This is a genomic window from Pontibaca methylaminivorans (assembly GCF_900156525.1).
GTDB lineage: Bacteria > Pseudomonadota > Alphaproteobacteria > Rhodobacterales > Rhodobacteraceae > Pontibaca > Pontibaca methylaminivorans.
Map to the genome: position 1 here is coordinate 279,878 of NZ_FTPS01000001.1, position 18,093 is coordinate 297,970.

22 protein-coding genes, 1 tRNA gene and 1 pseudogene are annotated in these 18,093 nt (G+C 64.3%); 6 read left to right on the top strand and 18 right to left on the bottom strand.

Annotation, left to right across the window (positions count from 1 at the left end; all coding sequences use genetic code 11):
• Positions 1–58 precede the first annotated feature (58 nt).
• From B0B01_RS01445 to hemP, 6 genes are all read right to left on the bottom strand, one after another.
• Positions 59–550, bottom strand: a complete 492-nt coding sequence (locus B0B01_RS01445; protein ID WP_076646621.1) for a lytic transglycosylase domain-containing protein — start codon at positions 548–550, stop codon at positions 59–61.
• Positions 551–650: 100 nt separating this feature from the next.
• The gene (locus B0B01_RS01450) at positions 651–1,397 is read right to left on the bottom strand and encodes a MauE/DoxX family redox-associated membrane protein (protein ID WP_076646623.1); all 747 of its coding nucleotides are present in this window, start codon (positions 1,395–1,397) and stop codon (positions 651–653) included.
• A gap of 218 nt (positions 1,398–1,615) precedes the next feature.
• Positions 1,616–2,101: a bacterioferritin gene (gene bfr / locus B0B01_RS01455; protein WP_076646625.1), complete on the bottom strand. Its 486-nt coding sequence runs from the start codon at positions 2,099–2,101 to the stop codon at positions 1,616–1,618.
• Positions 2,098–2,346, bottom strand: coding sequence for a (2Fe-2S)-binding protein (locus B0B01_RS01460; protein WP_076646627.1), 249 nt, complete (start codon positions 2,344–2,346; stop codon positions 2,098–2,100). The genes bfr and B0B01_RS01460 overlap by 4 nt, the downstream gene beginning before the upstream one ends.
• 13 nt (positions 2,347–2,359) lie before the next feature.
• Positions 2,360–2,854: a hypothetical protein gene (locus B0B01_RS01465; RefSeq protein ID WP_076646629.1), complete on the bottom strand. Its 495-nt coding sequence runs from the start codon at positions 2,852–2,854 to the stop codon at positions 2,360–2,362.
• A complete protein-coding gene (gene hemP / locus B0B01_RS01470; RefSeq protein ID WP_407675190.1) occupies positions 2,851–3,042 on the bottom strand; it encodes a hemin uptake protein HemP in 192 nt (63 codons plus the stop codon). Before hemP ends, B0B01_RS01465 begins: the two co-directional genes overlap by 4 nt.
• Positions 3,043–3,358: 316 nt before the next feature.
• Between hemP and B0B01_RS01475 the strand changes: the two genes are divergently transcribed.
• Both B0B01_RS01475 and B0B01_RS01480 read left to right on the top strand, forming a co-directional pair.
• Positions 3,359–3,434, top strand: a tRNA-Thr gene (locus B0B01_RS01475).
• Between the two features lie 134 nt (positions 3,435–3,568).
• The gene (locus tag B0B01_RS01480; protein WP_076646631.1) at positions 3,569–4,597 is read left to right on the top strand and encodes a site-specific integrase; all 1,029 of its coding nucleotides are present in this window, start codon (positions 3,569–3,571) and stop codon (positions 4,595–4,597) included.
• 202 nt (positions 4,598–4,799) lie between these two features.
• On the opposite strand, the gene B0B01_RS01485 is transcribed toward B0B01_RS01480, so the two are convergent.
• The 3 genes from B0B01_RS01485 to B0B01_RS01495 all read right to left on the bottom strand — a co-directional run bounded on the left by B0B01_RS01485 (position 4,800) and on the right by B0B01_RS01495 (position 6,084).
• Positions 4,800–5,459: a hypothetical protein gene (locus B0B01_RS01485; RefSeq protein ID WP_076646633.1), complete on the bottom strand. Its 660-nt coding sequence runs from the start codon at positions 5,457–5,459 to the stop codon at positions 4,800–4,802.
• 104 nt (positions 5,460–5,563) lie between these two features.
• Positions 5,564–5,896, bottom strand: coding sequence for a hypothetical protein (locus B0B01_RS01490; RefSeq protein WP_076646635.1), 333 nt, complete (start codon positions 5,894–5,896; stop codon positions 5,564–5,566).
• Positions 5,893–6,084 carry a hypothetical protein gene (locus B0B01_RS01495; protein WP_076646637.1) on the bottom strand — a complete coding sequence of 64 codons (192 nt, stop codon included), beginning with the start codon at positions 6,082–6,084 and terminating at the stop codon, positions 5,893–5,895. The genes B0B01_RS01490 and B0B01_RS01495 overlap by 4 nt, the downstream gene beginning before the upstream one ends.
• Before the next feature lie 311 nt (positions 6,085–6,395).
• Here B0B01_RS01495 and B0B01_RS12990 point away from each other — a divergent pair, with 311 nt between their 5' ends.
• Positions 6,396–6,944: a hypothetical protein gene (locus B0B01_RS12990; protein WP_143733000.1), complete on the top strand. Its 549-nt coding sequence runs from the start codon at positions 6,396–6,398 to the stop codon at positions 6,942–6,944.
• Positions 6,945–7,735: 791 nt separating this feature from the next.
• On the opposite strand, the pseudogene B0B01_RS13375 reads toward B0B01_RS12990, so the two are convergent.
• The 9 genes and pseudogenes from B0B01_RS13375 to fabD all read right to left on the bottom strand — a co-directional run.
• Positions 7,736–8,806 (bottom strand): annotated as a pseudogene (locus tag B0B01_RS13375) (phage portal protein); the annotation flags it as partial.
• Between the two features lie 125 nt (positions 8,807–8,931).
• Positions 8,932–10,302, bottom strand: a complete 1,371-nt coding sequence (locus B0B01_RS01510) for a DNA-packaging protein (protein ID WP_143733001.1) — start codon at positions 10,300–10,302, stop codon at positions 8,932–8,934.
• A complete protein-coding gene (locus B0B01_RS01515; protein ID WP_076646641.1) occupies positions 10,211–10,555 on the bottom strand; it encodes a hypothetical protein in 345 nt (114 codons plus the stop codon). The genes B0B01_RS01510 and B0B01_RS01515 overlap by 92 nt, the downstream gene beginning before the upstream one ends.
• Positions 10,556–10,731: 176 nt before the next feature.
• Positions 10,732–11,886, bottom strand: a complete 1,155-nt coding sequence (gene mltG / locus B0B01_RS01520; protein WP_076646643.1) for an endolytic transglycosylase MltG — start codon at positions 11,884–11,886, stop codon at positions 10,732–10,734.
• A complete protein-coding gene (fabF, locus tag B0B01_RS01525) occupies positions 11,886–13,145 on the bottom strand; it encodes a beta-ketoacyl-ACP synthase II (protein WP_076646645.1) in 1,260 nt (419 codons plus the stop codon). Before fabF ends, mltG begins: the two co-directional genes overlap by 1 nt.
• Positions 13,146–13,278: 133 nt before the next feature.
• Complete coding sequence (locus B0B01_RS01530; RefSeq protein ID WP_076646647.1) at positions 13,279–14,022, bottom strand: 1-(5-phosphoribosyl)-5-[(5-phosphoribosylamino)methylideneamino]imidazole-4-carboxamide isomerase; 744 nt, start codon at positions 14,020–14,022, stop codon at positions 13,279–13,281.
• Positions 14,023–14,267: 245 nt separating this feature from the next.
• Positions 14,268–14,501 carry an acyl carrier protein gene (locus B0B01_RS01535; protein ID WP_076646649.1) on the bottom strand — a complete coding sequence of 78 codons (234 nt, stop codon included), beginning with the start codon at positions 14,499–14,501 and terminating at the stop codon, positions 14,268–14,270.
• Positions 14,502–14,790: 289 nt separating this feature from the next.
• The gene (gene fabG, locus B0B01_RS01540; protein ID WP_076646651.1) at positions 14,791–15,528 is read right to left on the bottom strand and encodes a 3-oxoacyl-[acyl-carrier-protein] reductase; all 738 of its coding nucleotides are present in this window, start codon (positions 15,526–15,528) and stop codon (positions 14,791–14,793) included.
• 25 nt (positions 15,529–15,553) lie between these two features.
• On the bottom strand, positions 15,554–16,492 hold the full coding sequence (gene fabD, locus B0B01_RS01545; protein WP_076646654.1) for an ACP S-malonyltransferase: 939 nt from the start codon (positions 16,490–16,492) through the stop codon (positions 15,554–15,556).
• A 299-nt stretch (positions 16,493–16,791) separates the two neighbouring features.
• On the opposite strand from fabD, the gene rpsF reads away from it, so the two are divergent.
• Genes rpsF through rplI form a run of 3 tightly spaced genes read left to right on the top strand, consistent with a single transcriptional unit; the run spans position 16,792 to position 18,042 of the window.
• The gene (rpsF, locus tag B0B01_RS01550; protein WP_076646656.1) at positions 16,792–17,145 is read left to right on the top strand and encodes a 30S ribosomal protein S6; all 354 of its coding nucleotides are present in this window, start codon (positions 16,792–16,794) and stop codon (positions 17,143–17,145) included.
• Between the two features lie 29 nt (positions 17,146–17,174).
• On the top strand, positions 17,175–17,402 hold the full coding sequence (gene rpsR, locus B0B01_RS01555) for a 30S ribosomal protein S18 (RefSeq protein WP_076646658.1): 228 nt from the start codon (positions 17,175–17,177) through the stop codon (positions 17,400–17,402).
• A 13-nt stretch (positions 17,403–17,415) separates the two neighbouring features.
• Complete coding sequence (gene rplI / locus B0B01_RS01560) at positions 17,416–18,042, top strand: 50S ribosomal protein L9 (RefSeq protein WP_076646660.1); 627 nt, start codon at positions 17,416–17,418, stop codon at positions 18,040–18,042.
• The last annotated feature ends 51 nt before the right edge of the window (positions 18,043–18,093 follow it).

Sequence of the window (18,093 nt, forward strand, 5' to 3'; positions counted from 1 at the left end):
ACAGGACCGGCCCGATTGCGTTTCGAAACCGGCGCGCAAAGGCACAATGAGGGGAGTATCAGCCCTTGCGCAGCCCGGTTTCGACCAGCATACCGCGCCGCTTGGCTTCGTAGTAATAGCCCCTGGCATACCAGCCGATGGCGCGATCCTGGCTGCCGTCGGACAGCAGCCACGCGCCACGAAGATATCTTCCGGCGTATTTCAGGTTGGTTTCCGCATCCAGAAGGTCCGAGGGCTGCCCCCGGAATCCCATGGAGCGCGCCGTTGCGGGCAGAATCTGGAGCAGCCCGTAATAGGGGCCGTTGCGCGCACCCGGCCGATGCGTGCTCTCGCGAATCGCGAGCTTGTGAATCAGCGTCGGGGGCAGATCGTATTCGGCGGCGTATTTGTTGATAAGCTGGCGCAGTTCGGGCGTCTCGTTGGGGTGCAGCGGCATTTCGGCGGTCCGCGGAGGGCGGCGTTCACGGCGGTTTCCCGGGTTTCCACAGGCTGACAGCAGGACCGGTGCGGTGACGAGCGCCAGGAAACGGCGACGCGAATGAAGCTGCATGAGATGTTCTGCCCGCTTATTGATTTGCGGGCACACTAGGGAACTCGTCCCTCCTGACAACCCGTAGCGGATTCTTGCGCAGAACCCCGCCGATCCGGCGTCAGGACAACAGCAGAGCTCCGCCCATCCAAACGGCCATTAACATCATCATAACGTTTTCGGTCAGCGAGACGAAGCCGAGCGGCACGTTGCTGTTCCCCCCGACACAGGCGCATTTCAGTTCCCGTCGGTCGATATAAACCGCCTTGATCACGCTCGCCGCGCCGATCGTGCCGATGAACAGCGCCAGCGGCGCGGCGATCCAGATCAGCGCCCCGGCGATCATGAGGATGCCGGCCAGCGCCTCGGCGAAGGGATAGACATAGGCATATCCCACATGGCGCCGCGCCAGCAGGTCGTAATTCAGGAACATGGTCGAGAAGCTCTCGACATCCTGCAGCTTCTGCAACGCAAGGAGCACCATCGCCGTGGCGATGAACCACTCCACCGTCCGGGGCGCAAACAGCCGGCCCGTCGCCGCCCATGTCACGGCAAGCGCCACCAGGAAGGCCACCGCAAAGATCGCGATCACCGGGCGATAGCTCGTGTCATCCGCTCCCGGAAGCGGCCGGCCGAACCAGGCGCGCAACTCGTCATATCCACCGATCCGCCTGCCCTCGATATAGGTCTGCGGCGTCGTCGACACGCCCTCGCGCGCCATGAAGGCATCGGTCTCTTCACGGGTTGTCAGGTGATGGTCCTCGACGCGATAGCCCTTCCGTTCAAGCAGCGCCTTTGCCTTGAGCCCGAAGGGGCACAGGTGATCGGGCATCACCATCCGGTAAAGCACTGCTGTCTTTTCTGCCATGATCCGCCTTTCCGCACCGCTGGTGCACTCATCCGCCGCGCCCCGCGCCTGTCCGGCCAACGCCGGGCCCGGGGGCGATGTTCCAGCCGCGCCGCCGGCCTCGCCGGGTCCGGGACGGGAATGGAATGGAAAACGGAATGGAAAGGGCGCGGGAATTCCTCCCCGCGCCCGTCAATCCACCGGCGGTTGCCGGACTATGCGATTTGCCTGTGCGGGCCCTATTCGGCCTCGTTCGCCGGCTTGGCGTTCAACTGGCCGTAATGCGCATGGCCCAGATCCTCGTAAAGGTCGATCTGGGTCTCGAGGAAGTCGATATGCCCCTCCTCATCCGCGGTCAGTTCGTCAAACAGCGCCTTGCTGACGTGGTCGCCCACCTTGTCGCAATGCTCGCGCGCCTCGATGTAAAGCGTGCGCGCCTCGTGCTCGGCGGCCAGGTCGGCCTCGAGCGTTTCCTTCAGGTTCTGGCCGATCCGCAGCGGATCGAGCTTCTGGAGGTTGGGATGGCCGCCAAGAAAGATGATCCGCTGGATCAGCTTGTCGGCATGGTGCATCTCCTCGATGCTCTCTTCGCGGGACTTGTCGGCAAGGCGGCCGAACCCCCAGTCTTCCTGCAGGCGGTAATGCAGCCAGTACTGGCTGACAGCGGTCAGCTCGCTGCGCAAAGCCTTGTTCAGATACTCGATGACCTTGTCATCCCCCTTCATGGGCCGACTCCTTCTTTTCGGGCGGTGCCGCGCAGGTTGCGCAGCTGCATGGGAACCCCAAAAGTGTCACAGGAGCGCATGCTGTCAAGGAACAACGGCATGCAGCCCCCGCAGTCGGCCCTTTTGCCGAGCGCGCGATAGACCTTTCCGGGGGTGACGATGGTGCCCGGGTCGGCGGCGCGCATCCAGTCCACCGCGGCGCGGATGTCCTGATCGGTAATTCCGTGACAGTGACAGATGATCATGAAGAAAGCAGCCTCAATGCAGGGATCGATTCGGTGGAAGGGCGCCGGTCGTGCCGGCCTGCAGATCGCTGCGGGCGAACCGCAGGAACATCCGCCCGAGCCCCTCGGCGAGCAGCGTCACCTCCCAGGCGACGCTGCTGTCCACAAGCCGCCCGGCAAGTTCGACCGCGCCGTCGCGGTTCCAGGCCGCCGCCGCCCCGATCATCTGCGCAAAGGCATGTTCGTCGGCGCCGACACAGGGACAGGCGAGCCCGTGCCGCAGCAGCGGGCGGCGCGCGTTCAGGATGCAAAGCCGCATGAGACGGGCGAAATTGCTGTAATCGCGTGCGCCCGTGTCGGTGCCGAGCCGCGCCAGACAGTCGCGCTCGAGCATGGCGCGATGGGCCTCGCCCTCGCACCAGTTGCGCAGGAAGACGACGACCGATCTTTCGAGCGCCGGCAGTTCCTGCAGCAGCCCGACATGCTCGGCGCCCCGGGTGCGGGGCGATATGGGGCGGAAGATGCTCATTTCGTCAGGATCAGTTTGCCCGCGCGGGTGATGCGGAGCATGTAGGGCTTGCCGTCCAGCACGAGTTCGGCGGTGTCGCCGCCCCTGGTCAGTTCCCGCGCGTCATGGGATGGCGCACGCCGGGGCCTGTCCCGTGCAGGCGCGGGTGCGGCTTCTTCGCTGTTCTTCTTTTCGGTGCTCGCCATCATTCTGGTCCGGTCTCTTCAGATTCGCGTTTGCGGATCCGTCGCGCCTGCCGCCGCTGTCACCGCCGCCGGCACGCTGTGCGTCGACGGTCGGGTTCGGGCGTATGCGGCAAAGTTCAGCATGGGATCCCTGTTCATGTGGAGACTTCCGGGCTGCCAAGGTTTGGTGGCTGGGACAGCGGCTAACCTGACCAAAACGATCACCAATGTCAAACCCGATTCATATGGTCAGGATATAATCGCTCCGCAACCGTCGAAAGCCCGGGCCGGCCCTTGCAGCTTGTGCCGTAAAGAAAGGAATGCTAATGGCCCGGCCATTGCCCCTATAGCTCAGCTGGTAGAGCAACTGATTTGTAATCAGTAGGTCCGCGGTTCGAGTCCGTGTGGGGGCACCATACTTTCCCGAGAATATCGCATGTTCTGCCATTGTTTTCCCTTTGGTCTCGTTTTGGTCCAGCTTTGGAAGGTCGCGGGAGGATCGTGACCCATTCTTTGCCAACCCAGATACGATGCGATTACTATCCTGGGCATGGCGACGATTCTTAAGACGGCCCATGGTTGGCAGGCGCAGGTTGCGCGGCGCGTAGACGGCAAGACCATCCGCAAGGCGAAGACCTTCCGGACCAAGCGCGACGCTCAGGTATGGGCGCGTGAATTTGAGGTTGGCCTTGCCGCCGGAACCGCCAGCAGCGACACAATGCGTCAGGTCTTTGATCGTTACGCCCTCGAGCGATCCAAGGGCAAGAAAGGCGAACGCTGGGAAGTGATCCGGCTCAATCGGTTCGCTGCCGATCTGGTCAATGGTAAGCCTCTGGGAGAATACGTCATTGGCGACGTGACCACCGCCGATCTGGTTGCATGGCGCGACATGCGCCTGGGCCACGTCCTGCCCGCCAGCGTCTCGCGGGAAATGAACCTGCTCAAGCATGTCTTTGTCACCGCGACGAAGGAATGGGGCTTGCTGAAGATCAACCCGATGGAAGAGGTAAAACGCCCCCCGCGCGCCAAGCGCCGCAAGCGCCGCGTCTTTCAGAATGAAATCGACAAGCTGACCGAGGTGCTGGGCCTTGCCGCTCACCCGTGGGTCAGTGAGAAACAGATAACCGGCGCGATGTTCATTTTCGCCATCGAAACCGCCATGCGCTCCGGTGAAATTCGCGCCATCCAGAACCGGCACGTCACCGATAACGTGATCCACCTGCCCGAGACAAAGAACGATCACGCCCGCGATGTTCCCTTGACCACACGGGCGCTGGAAATTCTCGAAAGCGTCCGGGGCAACAGGACCGAACCCGCTCAGCACCCATTCGAGATTGACGCGGAAAGCCGGGACAGCGTGTTTCGCGCCGCCGTGAAGCGGGCCAAAATCGAAAACCTGCATTTCCATGACACGCGGCATGAGGCCATCACCCGCTTGGCGAAGCGGTTGGAAATTCTCGATCTGGCGCGCATGACTGGGCATAAGAACCTGAATGAGCTGCTGACCTACTATGAAGCGTCAGGTGTCGAACTGGCAGAGCGGCTCAACTCATCGACCTCCAAGGATGAAATCAAGTAAGGCGAACCATCACCGCCAGAAACGCGGGTGAACCTGCCGTCCTTAATCCAATTGCGAATTGTCTTTTCAGACTTGCCCAGGCGACCCGCGACAATTGCCACGGGCAACCACGCCTCGGGCCGCTTAGACGCGCCTAGGGCCTTGCTCACGGCGCGCTCAATGATCGTCTCAAGGTCGCCGGGGGATATGACGACAACTTGGCTCATTCGCCCACACCATCCATCAGCGCCGTGAAGTATGCCGCCAGTGTTCTGATGCTAAATTCAGTGATTGACTTGCGATCAGCATTCATCGCGTCCTTGTATTCATCTATACGATCATCATTGACGATATATTGCGCCTCCCAAAGCGGGCGTTGCGCCTGCATGATGGCGATACTTGCAAAAGTCGGATAGAGACGAACCTTTACATCCGCCGGCCCCATGCCCTGCGAAATTCGCTCGCGCCAAGAACATTCATCTTCATCCGAAAGTTGGCAATTGGGATCCATAATCCTCACAATCGACGTAAGAATTTCGGGAACACCAAGTATCAATTCCTCAAGGGCTTCCCCAAAGGTTTCTTTCTCCATGATGTCGCGCAGGACTTCGCAGCCCTCATGAAAATTGCCCTCGAACACGAAGGCTTGCAGTGTCCGCAGGTTCGCGACCGCTTTCGGCCCATCCTTGGGGGAAGCCGCGCCATAGGTTCCAAGCAGCAGATTGGCTGCATGTTCCAGACCTAAATCGGGCGCGCCCCTGCCCCGCTTTCCAGCGGGAATGTATCCAGCCTCACGCAAGACGCGCCCGAATTGCAGCAACGTGCCATCGTCGCGACCGTCGAACGGTTGAATAAGTTCAAGCATCTTGGGGAGCGTTGCCATGTCGGACACCTCATTTATCAATTGTGTGTAGCGCCCGCAAAGCCCTGCGTCAAGCCATTGCGGGCATCACGCACAATTATTCAGTGAGGCAGTAAGCATGGCGGCTAGGAAACCAACGCCCGCGCCTCTTCCCAAATGATCGGGATATATGGGCTGTCATGCTCCAAGTCCCCCTCGCCGAACCCTGTCCAAGCCGTGATCTTGAGAAGCACATCGAGCGCGCTGCGGCTGGGTTCGCGGATCATGCGTTTTTCATTTTCCCAGCGAAGGTCGTGAAGCCGTTCATACTCATCACCCTCGGCAGCATGAGCGGCAGATTCCAGACGCTGCCACTCCCGGAACAGCTTCATGACGGGTGTTTCTGGCTCGGCGCTGGCTGGCAGCACCCCGCCGGCAGCAGCAGCTGGCGCGGCGGCGAGGAAGGTGCGGCGGTTCATGCTTCACCCCCGATCATCTTGCCCACATTGCGCAGTGCCGATCGAACGTAGCTGCGGGCTTCGCGCTCGGATTGGGAATAGCCGGCCGGGTGCTCGGTCGCGTCCAGGGCGAGGGTCAGGCAGTCGTGGATTTCGAAGAGGCGAGCAATAGGCAAGCCGGTAATGGCTGCTGGAACAGGCTTCCGCATGACAGACTCCGTTGTCAAGTATGTCGGTTCTGATTACACTGAGAACATACACTAGATATTGATACCATGTCAACAGGCTTGCATACAGTGATAACACCAGAGCAATGTCGCATGGCCCGAGCGGCCCTAAGACTTGGCGTTCGTGACCTTGCTACAAGGTCTGGCGTGTCAAGTATGACTATCAGTAGATTCGAGAACGGCCATTCGGGAGGGCAAGCGGTGACTTTGCGCAAGATACAAGCTGCTCTCGAGGCCGCCGGCGTCGAATTCATCGCTGAGAACGGGAGCGGAGCTGGTGTAAGGTTGATAAAGTGAGTTTTGCCACTGACTGGAGCGCGCAAGACATCGCGTTAATTCTCACAACTCTCACGACTTCGGCGGCGGCTATCGCTGGGATAATATTACCGCTGTTAGGTGCAAGATCAAATCGACGGCATGAGAGAAACGTAAGAATTCATCAAGAGTTTCGCAGCGCGTTTAATGAAATGTTAGCGGAAGCGGACAAATACGCCCTAAGCTACCGGAACGGGTTGCTCAACACAAAGGTGTTAGAGGCCGCCACCAAACATGGAAGAGCGCCTCAACTAGCTGATACTTCAAGCAGATACGAAGTCGCAAGGTTAACATTTGTTGCCCTCGGAAGTAGCTATGGCATCAATTCGACAAAGCTATCAACTCTGGTTCATGCTAGGTTTAGTGCTGACTTTGAGTTCTGGCGGAATAAAATTATTGCGCATGATAATGTTGCGGCCGATACCGCATTAAGGCTAGCGATTGATAATCAGGGAGAGCTTGACAAATCTATAGGTGAAGCCTGCGAAGTTATGTGGAGTTCTCTACAACGGAAATTTCCATGTTGATTAACAATTGCGGCCGGGGGCCGGCGCATCATCCCGGTGCCCCCGGCTCTCATCCCCGCGCCAACCTGCGCCGCGCCTGCCATAAGGAGTGAACAGGCCGCGCCATGACGGGGTTTTCGGCATGACGGTCGCCGGGCACTCGCCGTCTAATCCCAGATGCTTTTGCGGGGGGCCGCGGGGCGCATCCTTGCCCTATTCGGTCAATCCTCCTGCCAGTCCACGAACGCGAGCGCGTCTTCCAGGGTCGCGCCGTCAAGCCCGGCTTCCTTGGCGGTGGCATAGGCTTGCAGCATCGCGCCGAAGGCCCGTGCCTTGCCGCCGTGGTCGAAGGCTTGCATCGGCCGCACCACATCGAGGCTGACAGCCGCGCCCAGCTTGTCGGTCGCTTCCTCGGCGATCAGGCCGGCGATGGGTTGCAGAGTCAGCTGCGCAAGATGCCGCTGCGCCTCGCGCACCATCGGCCCCGTGGTCGCGGCGTTCATGAGCCCCGGCAGGATGCCGAACGCCGCCCAGACCGATCCGCGCGCGTCCGCAAGCAGCTTGTCGGCAAGGCTTTTGTCCAGGTGCGGCGACAGCTGGTCCGGGTGCTGCCCGATGTTCGGGTTCATGCCCGCCGCCGTCGCCTGCGCCACGCCCTCGATGACAAGGGTCGAACCGCGCCGGCCCCGGAAGGCATGGCGCATGTTTTCCATGTCATCGGCCGAGCCCTCGGGCAGCGGCACGATCAGGCTGCCGAGCGGTGCATCGCGGAACACGTCGCGCAATGCGGTTTCGATCTCGTGCAGGAACTGCGCCGACACCTGGTCGAGATCGGGCTTCAGTTCCAGCGTCTCACCCGCGAACCGGCCAAGCCATACCGACAGCGCCGCCGCCACCCGCGTCGCCAGCGGCACCACGGTCAGGCGGTAAAAGGCCCGGTTCGCTTCCTGGTAATTGGCATAGGTCGCATCGCCCTGGATGCCGATCAGCATCGGCGGCACCCCGAAGGCGAGCGCGATCTCGCGCGCCGCCGCCTCCTTGGTCTTGTGAAACTCCATGTCGCTGGGCGAAAATCCCATCGGCTTCCAGTCGAGCCCGCCCTCCAGCACCATCGGCCGCCCCGCATTGCGCGCGCCTTGGTAATTCGCCGAAATCTCGTCCGACAACCGCTGGAACTGCTCCTCGCTCATGGCGTCGCCGCTCTCGCCGCCGCGGAACACCAGCGCACCGCTCGGCCGCGCGGCATTGTCGAGCAGCGCCTTCGACCAGCGGCTTGCGCTGTTGTGAACATCAAGCGCCATGGCCGCCGCCTGCAGCGGCGAAAGCCCGTAGTGATCGTCCTGCGGATGAAATGCCTTGATGTGACAGATCGGTGAAACCGGACCGCCCGCATCGAAACGCACCTTGCGCGCGCCCACGGCATATTCATAGGCCGCAGGCCAGCCGTTGCTGCCGGGCACCACGCTCATGCGGTCCGAGCGCAGCACATGAAGCTCCGCGGGCACCACGTGATCGTCCCCGAAGACCGCCTCGACATAGGCATTGCCGGACAGCAGCAACTGCGCGAACAGCGCCTCCAGAAGCTCGGCCCGCCCCTGCCCCGGATTGGGCTGGCGCAGCAGCCCGAGCAGCGGATGCCGCTCATAACGGCGCTCGCAATCCTGCAGCACCAGCGGCAGCGCCGCCGCCGCCTCGGCGATCAGCTTGACGGACCGGAACCCGACCGGATTGCCGGAAAATCCGCTCCGCGTCAGCGAAACCGTGTCGCGCGGGCTCCAGGCCACCCGGCCCGCGCCGGTATAGGCGATCACCGGCCCGGTCGCGCTTGCCTTGGCATCGGGCGCGCTCTCATCGGCCCCGCGGCGCAGGAAATCGAATATCATCCCAATTGCTCCCATCTGTTCTGAGCGCGACCTTGCGAACGCGCCAACCGGCCCTTCGCGAACCGTTCTGACAGGTCTTTGCTAAGGCCGCGGAAAGCGACCGCACGCTGCCTGCGCAACGGGGCTCAAAGCATACGCAGACGCGGCCGCAGAATCCGGCGCGAGGGCGCGATGACGAGCTCATGCAGCGCCCAGACCAGCGCATCCACCCGGTCGGGAGAGCCCGGCCCCTCGTATCCGCGCGCGGTCATGAGGCACATCTGCTCTTCCAGCAGGTCAAGCCCCGCCACATGGCGCACCCGTCCCTGTTCATAAAGCGCCGCTACGGGTTCCGCCCGCGCGGCCTTGCCCCGGCTGGCCCTGACCGCCCGGAACGGCAGCAGCGGATCCACCTGCCGCAGCACCTCCTCGACCAGTTGCCCGCCCTGGTTCACCTCGGCCACGAGCCTTGCCGCACCGAAACGCTCCATCGCCGCGATCGCGGCCCGCGCCCAGCCGAGCGGCCCGACCCCCTGCACCGTGCAATCGGCCAGCACATAGGCGCACCAGTCCTGCGGCGGCCCCTGCGTGCAGGCGCCGGCGACGATGATGCCGCACTCATCCGCCGCCGCCCCCGCGCTCACCGCCGGGTCAAGCGCAACGACGACACGGTCCAGATCCGGCACCGTCTCGACCCGCGCCTGCTCCAGCATCGCAGTGGTCCAGAGCGCCCCTTCCGCATCCGCAAGCAGCACCCCGTCAAGCTCCTGCCGCCCGAGCCGCGTGCCGGCATAACGCGCCCGCACCTCGGTCAGGAAGGATTGCGCCAGATTCGCCCGGTTCGCCTCGGTCGGCGCATGGGTCAGCACCGTCGAGGGCGCGGCCAGCAGCCGTTTCAACACGCCCACATTGCGCGGCGTGGTGGTCACACAGGCCCGCGGTCGCTCGCCCCGGCGCAGCGCGAACTGCAGCATGTCCCAGGTCGCCTCGCCCCGGCCCCATTTGGCCAGCTCGTCCGCCCAGGCGGCATCGAACTGCGGCCCCCGAAGGCCCTCGGGGTCATGTGCCGAATAGGCCTGCGCCTCGGCCCCGTTCGGCCAGACCAGCTTGCGCTCGCTCGCCTTCCAGATCGGGCGGCGATCGGGGGGCGAACAGGCGATGATGCCGCTCTCGCCCATCACCATCACGTCGCGCACCTGATCATAGGTCTCCCCGACCAGCGCCACCCGCCGCGCCCGGCCAGAATCGAGCGGCCGGGGCCCTTCCACCTCGGCCCGCACCCACTCCGCCCCGGCGCGGGTCTTGCCGGCACCGCGCCCGCCCATGACCACCCAGGCCCGCCAGTCGCCTTCGGGGGCGATCTGGTGCGGCAGCGCCCAGAACTCGAAAAGAAAAGGGAGGGCGCAATGCCCTCCCTCCCCGATCTCATCCAGAAACCTCTCCCGGATCGCAACAGGCGCGCAGGCGAGCCAGCCTGCACCCGATTTCAAACCGAGCCCGCTCAAGGTCGAGCGCATAGCCCCCCTGCGCGATTCCCGCCTGCCTGTGCTGTTGCTCGACAAGGCTTGCCTCCACTTTCAGACAGGTGCGGATCAACGCTTCGAGCGCCGCCACCTGCCGGGTTCCATTGACGATATCCGCGTCTCCCCCCGCCCTGATCCGCCTGCTCAGATCTTCCGCCTGCCAGCGCAGATTGCGAACCGAATCCTCCAGCGACGCCAGCAGTTCCGCCGTGCGCCGGATTCGCTCCTCCGGGGTCAGTAAAGTCATGTCTGCTCATGCCCTCATGCGAAAATTGCCCCCGCACGAGAAAAATGAAAAACGGCCGGCGAACCTTGTCCGCGGCCGTTTGCCACCTCTCCTAGCATGTCATGATCCTTACGCGGCAGCGCGCGAAAAGTCAAGCGAAAACGCAACCTTAAGCAGAGCGATGCGCAACGCGGGCATCATTCACCCGCGGATTCGGCCTCGATGCGGCGCCAGTTCGCGACGTTGCGGTTGTGCTCGTCAAGCGTCGCGGCAAAGCTGTGCCCGCCGGTCCCGTCGGCCACGAAGAACAGGTAATCGGTCTTTTCCGGCGCCACCGCGGCCTCGAGGCTGGCCACGCCGGGATTGGCGATCGGCGTCTCCGGCAGCCCCTCGATCACATAGGTGTTCCAGGGCGTCGCCTTGCGCAATTCGCTCTGGCGCAGCCCGCGCCCCAGCACGCCCTTGCCGTTCGTGATGCCATAGATCACCGTCGGGTCGGTCTGCAGCCGCATGCCGCGTTCCAGCCGGTTGACAAAGACGCTGGCCACCTGCCCGCGCTCCTGCGGCACCCCGGTCTCCTTTTCGATGATCGAGGCCATGATCAGCATCTGGTCCGCCGAGTCATAGGGCAACCCCTCTTCCCGTCCCTCCCAGGCGGCGGCGATGCGCAACTCCTGCCGCTGCTGCATCCGGTCCAGCAGCGCCGCGCGCTCCATGCCGGGGGCCGCATCATAGCTGTCGGGCGCGAGATGCCCTTCGGGCGGGAGTTCCCCGACCTCCCCCTCAAGGATGTCGATGGCCTTCAGCGCCTCGACCACCTGCCAGTTGGTCACCCCTTCGGCCAGCGCGATACGATAGCGCGTGTCGGGCTGTTTCAGCTGCTCGGCATATTCCTCGGGCGCCTCGTCGCTGATGGTGTCGAACTCGACCAGTTCCACGAACCGGCCCTCGGCCGGATCAAGCTGGCGCACCCGGGTCTGGGTGTGGTTCACGCCGACGCGATAGATGATCTCGGTTCCGCAGGTGCTGGCGCCGCCGCGGGTGATCTCGTCCATGATCTCGTCCATGGAGGCCCCGGGGCGGATCAGGAAGCTGCCCGCCTTCAGCTTGTCGGCCTTCTCGGTATAGCCCGCGCCGATGCGAAAGATGCTCGGATGGCGCACCGCGCCCTGCTCGGCCAGATCGCGGCTCACCCGCGCGATATTCGCGCCGCGCTCCACCCGCAGGCAGATCGCCTCGGCCAGCGGTCCCTCGGTCGTATATTGCCGCTTGCCCCAGAGGATCACGCCCCCGATCGCCAGCAAAACGATGATGAGAAAGCTGACCATGTTCGAGGCGATGCTGCGCCACATTATGCGGGCTTTCCGAACACGAGGCTCGCATTGGTGCCGCCAAAGCCGAACGAGTTGGACAGCGCGACATCAATCTTCCGCTCGCGCTTCGCATTCGCCGCCAGGTCGACCACGGTTTCCGCCGCCGGATTATCCAGGTTGATCGTCGGCGGCGCCACCTGGTCGCGCAGCGCAAGCACCGTAAAGATTGCCTCGATCGCGCCCGCCGCGCCAAGCAGATGCCCGGTCATCGACTTGGTCGAGGACATGGTGACATCCTTCGCCGCATCGCCCATCATCCGCTCCACCGCGCGAAGCTCGATCGTGTCGGCCATGGTGCTGGTGCCGTGGGCATTGATATAGTCGATGGCCCCGGGTTCCAGCCCCGCATGCCCGAGCGCCGCGCGCATCGCCCGCTCGGCCCCGTCGCCGTCCTCGCTCGGTGCGGTGACGTGATAGGCATCGCCCGACAGGCCATAACCCAGAATTTCAGCATAGATCGTCGCGCCGCGCGCCTTGGCGTGTTCATATTCCTCCAGCACCACGACACCCGCACCCTCGCCCATCACGAATCCGTCGCGGTCCACATCGTAGGGGCGGCTCGCCGCCTGCGGATTGTCACCGAATTTCGTGCTGAGCGCCTTGCAGGCGTTGAACCCGGCGATGCCGATTTCCGAAATCGCCGCCTCTGCGCCACCCGCGACCATCACGTCGGCATCGCCATAGCGGATCAGCCGGCTTGCATCGCCGATGGCATGGGCGCCGGTCGAACAGGCCGTGACCACCGCATGGTTCGGCCCCTTGAAGCCATAGCGGATGCTGACCTGGCCCGAAATCAGGTTGATCAGCGCCCCGGGGATGAAGAACGGCGAAACCCGGCGCGGACCCCGCTCCTTGAGCAGGATCGCCGTGTCGGCGATGGAGCCAAGCCCCCCGATCCCCGATCCGAGCATGACGCCGGTGCGCAGCCGGTCCTCTTCGGCCTCCGGGGTCCAGCGGGCATCCCGCACCGCCATGTCCGCAGCGGCGATCCCGTAAAGGATGAAATCCGCGATCTTGCGCTGGTCTTTGGGTTCGACCCAGTCATCGGCGTTGAAGCTGCCGTCGCTGCCGTCCCCGCGCGGAACCTCGCAGGCATAGGTCGTGGCCAGCCGGCTCGGATCGAACTGCCGGATGGTCCCGGCCCCGGAACGCCCTGCAAGAATTCCCTCCCAGCTGTGCTCGACCCCGGTGCCCAGGGGCGTCACCAGCCCCAGTCCCGTAACCACAACTCTTCGCATCCGCCGCCCTCTCGATTGTTCTTCCTGGCATGCCCGCTCATCAGACGCTCTTAGCCTGCGGGGGGGCAAAGGGGCAAGAGCGAGCATGGCACGGATGCGTCACCGGTCGTTCCGGCAGGGCTCCTGGCGGGAGCTACTGAAGCGCCGCGGTCGGCTCTGCCGAGGGCTGGGCCACCGAAAGCGCAAGCGGCAGATCGACCGTCCGCTGCAGCAGCGCGCGGCCGATGATCGCGCCGGCGATATTCGGATCGTGGGCAAGCCGCGCCACATCGTCGATATGCCGCACCACGCCGCTTGCAATCACCGGCGCGCGCGCCCCGGCCGCGAGCCCCGAAATCAGCCCGAGCGTCGCGTCGATCTCGCCCACATCGCTGTCGATGTCGGTCACGAGGATCCCGGCAAGCGGCAGGTCGTCGAAACTGCTGATGAACTGATCGGGCGGAAAGGCGCTTTGCTGGCGCCAGCCGTTGATCATGACCTGGCCCTCGCGCACATCCACGGCCAGCACGACCTGATCGGGAAGGAACTTCACCAGGTCGCGCACCATTTGCGGCTCCCAGACCGGCCAGCTGCCCAGCACGACCCGCCCGACGCCGCGCTCCAGCCAGTAATCGACGCTTTCGCGGCTGCGGATCCCGCCGCCAAGCTGCACCGGGATGCCGGCGACGCGGATGATCTCCTCGATCAACTCGGCATTGTTGCCCTCGCCCGCCGCGCCGTCGAGATCGGTCACATGCATCCATTCGGCCCCGGCGCGCGCAAAGCTCGCGGCAAGCTCCAGCGGATCGTCGTCATGAATGACCGGATCCCTCAGATCCCCCTTTGGCAGCAGCGCGCAGCGGCCCTTGTGCAGCTGGAGGGTTGGATAGAGTCTCATCGGTCTGCTCCTGATCATTGCCGGTCGGCCGAAGTCTAGCATGCGCCGCAGCAATATCCCACCGGCTTCCGGTTTCAGCACCGGAAGCGTCGGTTTCAGAACAGAAATATTGGCCCGTTACGGCAGCCCTCTGATTCGGACACGGATCATATCCGCCGCCCGGCAGGGGTGCCGTGAAATGAAAAACGGCGCCTGCCCGGTTCTGCGGGAAAGCGCCGTCTGCAATCCGCCTCCGGCGGGAAGGATCAGGATGCTTCGCTGATGAACTTCACCGCGTCGCCGACCGTCTGGATCGTCTCGGCCGCGTCGTCGGGAATCTCGATCCCGAACTCTTCTTCGAAGGCCATGACGAGTTCCACCGTGTCGAGGCTGTCCGCCCCCAGATCGTCGATGAACGAGGCGCTTTCGGTCACCTTGTCCTCTTCAACGCCCAGATGCTCAACAACGATCTTCTTTACGCGGTCTGCGACATCGCTCATTTCAGTTCCTCGTTCCTTTGCGGGCCTCTGGCCCAAGTCTTCGCCCGAACCGGGCCGGTGATCCCGGGTGTCCGGGCGTGGAATGGCGGCACCTGCGGCCCGCTCGCGTATACCGGCTGCCTAATAGCACAGTCCTTCCCGATGGCAAACGCTTTCACCGCAGTCTGTTGCGCCCCGGTTCCGCCGTCTCGGGCGGCGCGGGGCAGAGGCGCCGTCAATGGCAATGACGGGTGCCATGGCATCAGATTCGCCCGCCTGCCGCAAGCCTGTTCCTGCTGCCGGCACCGGTTCAGAGCATCGCCATGCCGCCGTTCACATGCAGCGTGGCGCCGGTCACATAGGCCGCTTCGGGGCTCGAAAGATAAAGCACGGCGGCGGCGATTTCCTGCGGCGTGCCCATGCGCCCGGCGGGCACCTTGGCCAGAATCGTCGCCCGCTGCTCGTCGTTCAGCTTTTCGGTCATGGCGGTCGAAACGAAACCCGGCGCAACCATGTTGACGGTGATGCCGCGGGTCGCGACCTCGTGCGCGAGCGATTTTCCCATCCCGCCGAGCGCGGCCTTGGCGGCGGCATAGTTGCTCTGGCCCGGGTTGCCGATCGCGCCGACCACGCTCGACACGTTCACGATCCGCCCCCAGCGGGCCTTCATCATCCCGCGCAGCACACCCCGGCACAGCCGGAACGCCGCCGTCAGATTGACGTCGATCACGTTCTGCCATTCCTCGTCCGCCATGCGCATGAACAGGTTGTCACGGGTGATGCCGGCGTTGTTCACCAGGATGTCGACGCCGCCCATGGCCTCGACCGCCTGGCGGGGAAGCGCCTCGACCGCGTCCGGGTCGGACAGGTTGCAGGGCAGCACATGCGCCCGCTCGCCCAGCTCCGCCGCGAGGCTCTCGAGCGGCTCCCGCCGCGTTCCCGAAAGCCCGACATTCGCGCCCGCGCCATGCAGCGCGCGGGCGATCTCGCCGCCGATCCCGCCGGACGCACCGGTAACGAGCGCCGACTTTCCCGTCAGATCAAACATCTCTCGTCTCCTGACTTGCAACCTGTCAGCCGCGGCTTGCGGCTGCCTCTATAATCTCTGCCGGCGTGCCCATGTTCCGGGTCGCGATGCTGCGGTCGATGCGGCGGATCATGCCCGAAAGCGCCTTGCCGGCACCGATCTCCCAGATTTCATCGACACCGGCCGCCTTCATCGCCAGCACGCTTTCGCGCCAGCGCACCGCGCCCGTGACCTGCTCCACCAGCAGCGCGCGGATTTCCTCGGGGTCGCTGACCGGCGCGGCGCGCACATTGGCCACCAAAGGCACTGCCGGCGCCTGGATCGTGATACCGGCCAGCGCCTCCTGCATCGCCCGTGCCGCGGGCTCCATCAATGCACAATGGAACGGGGCGCTGACCGGCAGCATGACCGCCCGTTTCGCACCTTTTTCCCTGGCGAGATCCGCGGCACGCTCGACCGCCGCGCGATCGCCCGAAACCACGACCTGCGCCGGGTCGTTGTCGTTCGCGGCGGCACAGACACCATCGCCCGCCGCCTCTTGCGCGATCTCGCGCACCGCCCCGAGATCAAGCCCCAGGATCGCCGCCATCGCCCCGTCGCCGACCGGCACCGCCTCCTGCATGGCCTGCCCGCGCAGCCGCAGCAGACGCGCGGTATCGGCCAGGCTGATCGCGCCGGCGGCCGCGAGCGCCGAATATTCACCGAGTGAATGACCGGCGACAAAGGCCGCATCCGCGATCGTGACACCCTCGGCTTCGAGCGCCCGCATGGCGGCGAGCGATGTCGCCATCAGCGCCGGCTGCGCGTTGCGCGTAAGCGTCAGTTCGTCAATATCGCCCTGCCAGATCAGCGCGCTGAGCCGTTCGCCAAGGGCTTCGTCCACTTCCTCGAACACGGCACGCGCGGCGGCATAGCTCTCCGCCAGCGCCTCGCCCATGCCGATGGTCTGCGCACCCTGCCCGGGAAAAACGAATGCCCTGCTCATGATGTCTCCGCCAGTTCCGCCAGTTTCCGCTGATGACCGCTCCGCCGTCCGGTCGGCGCCCGCCTTAGCTTGCGCATCGCGAAAGCACAATGTCCGACGCAGGCCGGTGCGGGGAACCGGCGGGAAAACCGCACAACCCCGCGGTCCACGGCCATCCGCCCTTGCCTCGCGCCCCCGAGCGTGTATGAGGGGCCATCCCGGCGCGGAGGACCGTATCGCGCAGACTCTCGTGGCAGGGCCGCGCCCGGGGAAACCGCCCTGCCTATGAAATGCGCCTCGACACAAGAACAGGAGTCTACATGCCACTCTATGAGCATGTCATGATCGCCCGTCAGGATCTTTCCGGCACCCAGGCCGAAGGGCTGATCGAACATTTCGGCGGCGTGCTGACCGACAACGGCGGCAAGCTGGTCGACCAGGAATACTGGGGCGTCAAGACCATGGCCTACCGGATCAACAAGAACCGCAAGGGGCATTACCTTTTCATGCGCACCGACGCGCCCGCCCCGGCGGTGCAGGAGATGGAGCGCCTGATGCGCCTTCATGACGACGTGATGCGCGTGCTCACCATCAAGGTGGACGAGCACAAGGAAGGCCCCTCGGTGCAGATGCAGAAGCGCGACGATCGCGACAGCCGCCGCGACAACCGCTGATCCATCGCTTCAGGAAAGGATAACAAGCCATGGCAATGAGACCATTTTTCCGCCGCCGCAAGGTCTGCCCCTTCTCCGGGGAGAACGCGCCCGTCATCGACTACAAGGACACCCGGCTTCTGCAGCGCTACATCAGCGAACGCGGCAAGATCGTGCCCTCGCGCATCACCGCCGTGTCCGCCGGCAAGCAGCGCGAACTGGCCCGCGCGATCAAGCGCGCCCGCTTCCTCGCGCTGCTGCCCTATGTCGTGAAATAAGGAGCAGACGACCATGCAAGTCATTCTTCTCGAACGCGTGGCCAAGCTGGGCCAGATGGGCGACATCGTCGACGTCAAGCCCGGCTTTGCACGCAATTACCTGCTGCTGCAGAAAAAGGCGCTGACCGCCAGCAAGGAAAACATCGAAGCCTTCGAAGACCAGAAGGCACAGCTCGAGGCGCGCAACCTCGAAAGCCGGAAGGAAGCCGAATCCCTGGCCGAGCGTCTCGACGGGGAAACCTTCGTCGTGATTCGCCAGGCATCGGACGGCGGCCACCTCTACGGGTCGGTCACGACCCGCGACGCCGCCGTGACGGCGACCGAGGCCGGCTATTCGATCGACCGCAAGCAGGTTCTGATCCGCCAGCCGATCAAGGATCTCGGCCTCCACGAGGTCGAAATCCACCTGCACCCCGAAGTGTCGGTCGCGATCACGCTGAACGTTGCGCGCTCGCCCGAAGAGGCCGAGCTTCAGGCTGCGGGCGGCACGATCCAGGAACGCGCAGCCGAGGAAGAAGCCGCCGCCGAATTCGAGATCGCAGAGCTTTTCGATGACATCGGCGGCTCGCTTTCGGATGACGACGCGGCCCCGGCCCGGGACGACTCCGAAACCCCGGACGAGAGCGCAGAGCAGAACTGATCGGGACACGGGGCGCGCGCACACGCACGCGCGCGCCTGCCCCGACAGCGC

Excerpts from the sequence above, each read along its gene's own strand:
- B0B01_RS01445 (WP_076646621.1), bottom strand. The coding sequence starts at position 550 with ATGCAGCTTCATTCGCGTCGCCGTTTCCTGGCGCTCGTCACCGCACCG.
- B0B01_RS01450 (WP_076646623.1), bottom strand. The coding sequence starts at position 1,397 with ATGGCAGAAAAGACAGCAGTGCTTTACCGGATGGTGATGCCCGATCAC.
- bfr (WP_076646625.1), bottom strand. The coding sequence starts at position 2,101 with ATGAAGGGGGATGACAAGGTCATCGAGTATCTGAACAAGGCTTTGCGC.
- B0B01_RS01460 (WP_076646627.1), bottom strand. The coding sequence starts at position 2,346 with ATGATCATCTGTCACTGTCACGGAATTACCGATCAGGACATCCGCGCC.
- B0B01_RS01465 (WP_076646629.1), bottom strand. The coding sequence starts at position 2,854 with ATGAGCATCTTCCGCCCCATATCGCCCCGCACCCGGGGCGCCGAGCAT.
- hemP (WP_407675190.1), bottom strand. The coding sequence starts at position 3,042 with ATGATGGCGAGCACCGAAAAGAAGAACAGCGAAGAAGCCGCACCCGCG.
- B0B01_RS01480 (WP_076646631.1), top strand. The coding sequence starts at position 3,569 with ATGGCGACGATTCTTAAGACGGCCCATGGTTGGCAGGCGCAGGTTGCG.
- B0B01_RS01485 (WP_076646633.1), bottom strand. The coding sequence starts at position 5,459 with ATGGCAACGCTCCCCAAGATGCTTGAACTTATTCAACCGTTCGACGGT.
- B0B01_RS01490 (WP_076646635.1), bottom strand. The coding sequence starts at position 5,896 with ATGAACCGCCGCACCTTCCTCGCCGCCGCGCCAGCTGCTGCTGCCGGC.
- B0B01_RS01495 (WP_076646637.1), bottom strand. The coding sequence starts at position 6,084 with ATGCGGAAGCCTGTTCCAGCAGCCATTACCGGCTTGCCTATTGCTCGC.
- B0B01_RS01510 (WP_143733001.1), bottom strand. The coding sequence starts at position 10,302 with ATGCGCTCGACCTTGAGCGGGCTCGGTTTGAAATCGGGTGCAGGCTGG.
- B0B01_RS01515 (WP_076646641.1), bottom strand. The coding sequence starts at position 10,555 with ATGACTTTACTGACCCCGGAGGAGCGAATCCGGCGCACGGCGGAACTG.
- mltG (WP_076646643.1), bottom strand. The coding sequence starts at position 11,886 with ATGTGGCGCAGCATCGCCTCGAACATGGTCAGCTTTCTCATCATCGTT.
- fabF (WP_076646645.1), bottom strand. The coding sequence starts at position 13,145 with ATGCGAAGAGTTGTGGTTACGGGACTGGGGCTGGTGACGCCCCTGGGC.
- B0B01_RS01530 (WP_076646647.1), bottom strand. The coding sequence starts at position 14,022 with ATGAGACTCTATCCAACCCTCCAGCTGCACAAGGGCCGCTGCGCGCTG.
- B0B01_RS01535 (WP_076646649.1), bottom strand. The coding sequence starts at position 14,501 with ATGAGCGATGTCGCAGACCGCGTAAAGAAGATCGTTGTTGAGCATCTG.
- fabG (WP_076646651.1), bottom strand. The coding sequence starts at position 15,528 with ATGTTTGATCTGACGGGAAAGTCGGCGCTCGTTACCGGTGCGTCCGGC.
- fabD (WP_076646654.1), bottom strand. The coding sequence starts at position 16,492 with ATGAGCAGGGCATTCGTTTTTCCCGGGCAGGGTGCGCAGACCATCGGC.
- rpsF (WP_076646656.1), top strand. The coding sequence starts at position 16,792 with ATGCCACTCTATGAGCATGTCATGATCGCCCGTCAGGATCTTTCCGGC.
- rpsR (WP_076646658.1), top strand. The coding sequence starts at position 17,175 with ATGGCAATGAGACCATTTTTCCGCCGCCGCAAGGTCTGCCCCTTCTCC.
- rplI (WP_076646660.1), top strand. The coding sequence starts at position 17,416 with ATGCAAGTCATTCTTCTCGAACGCGTGGCCAAGCTGGGCCAGATGGGC.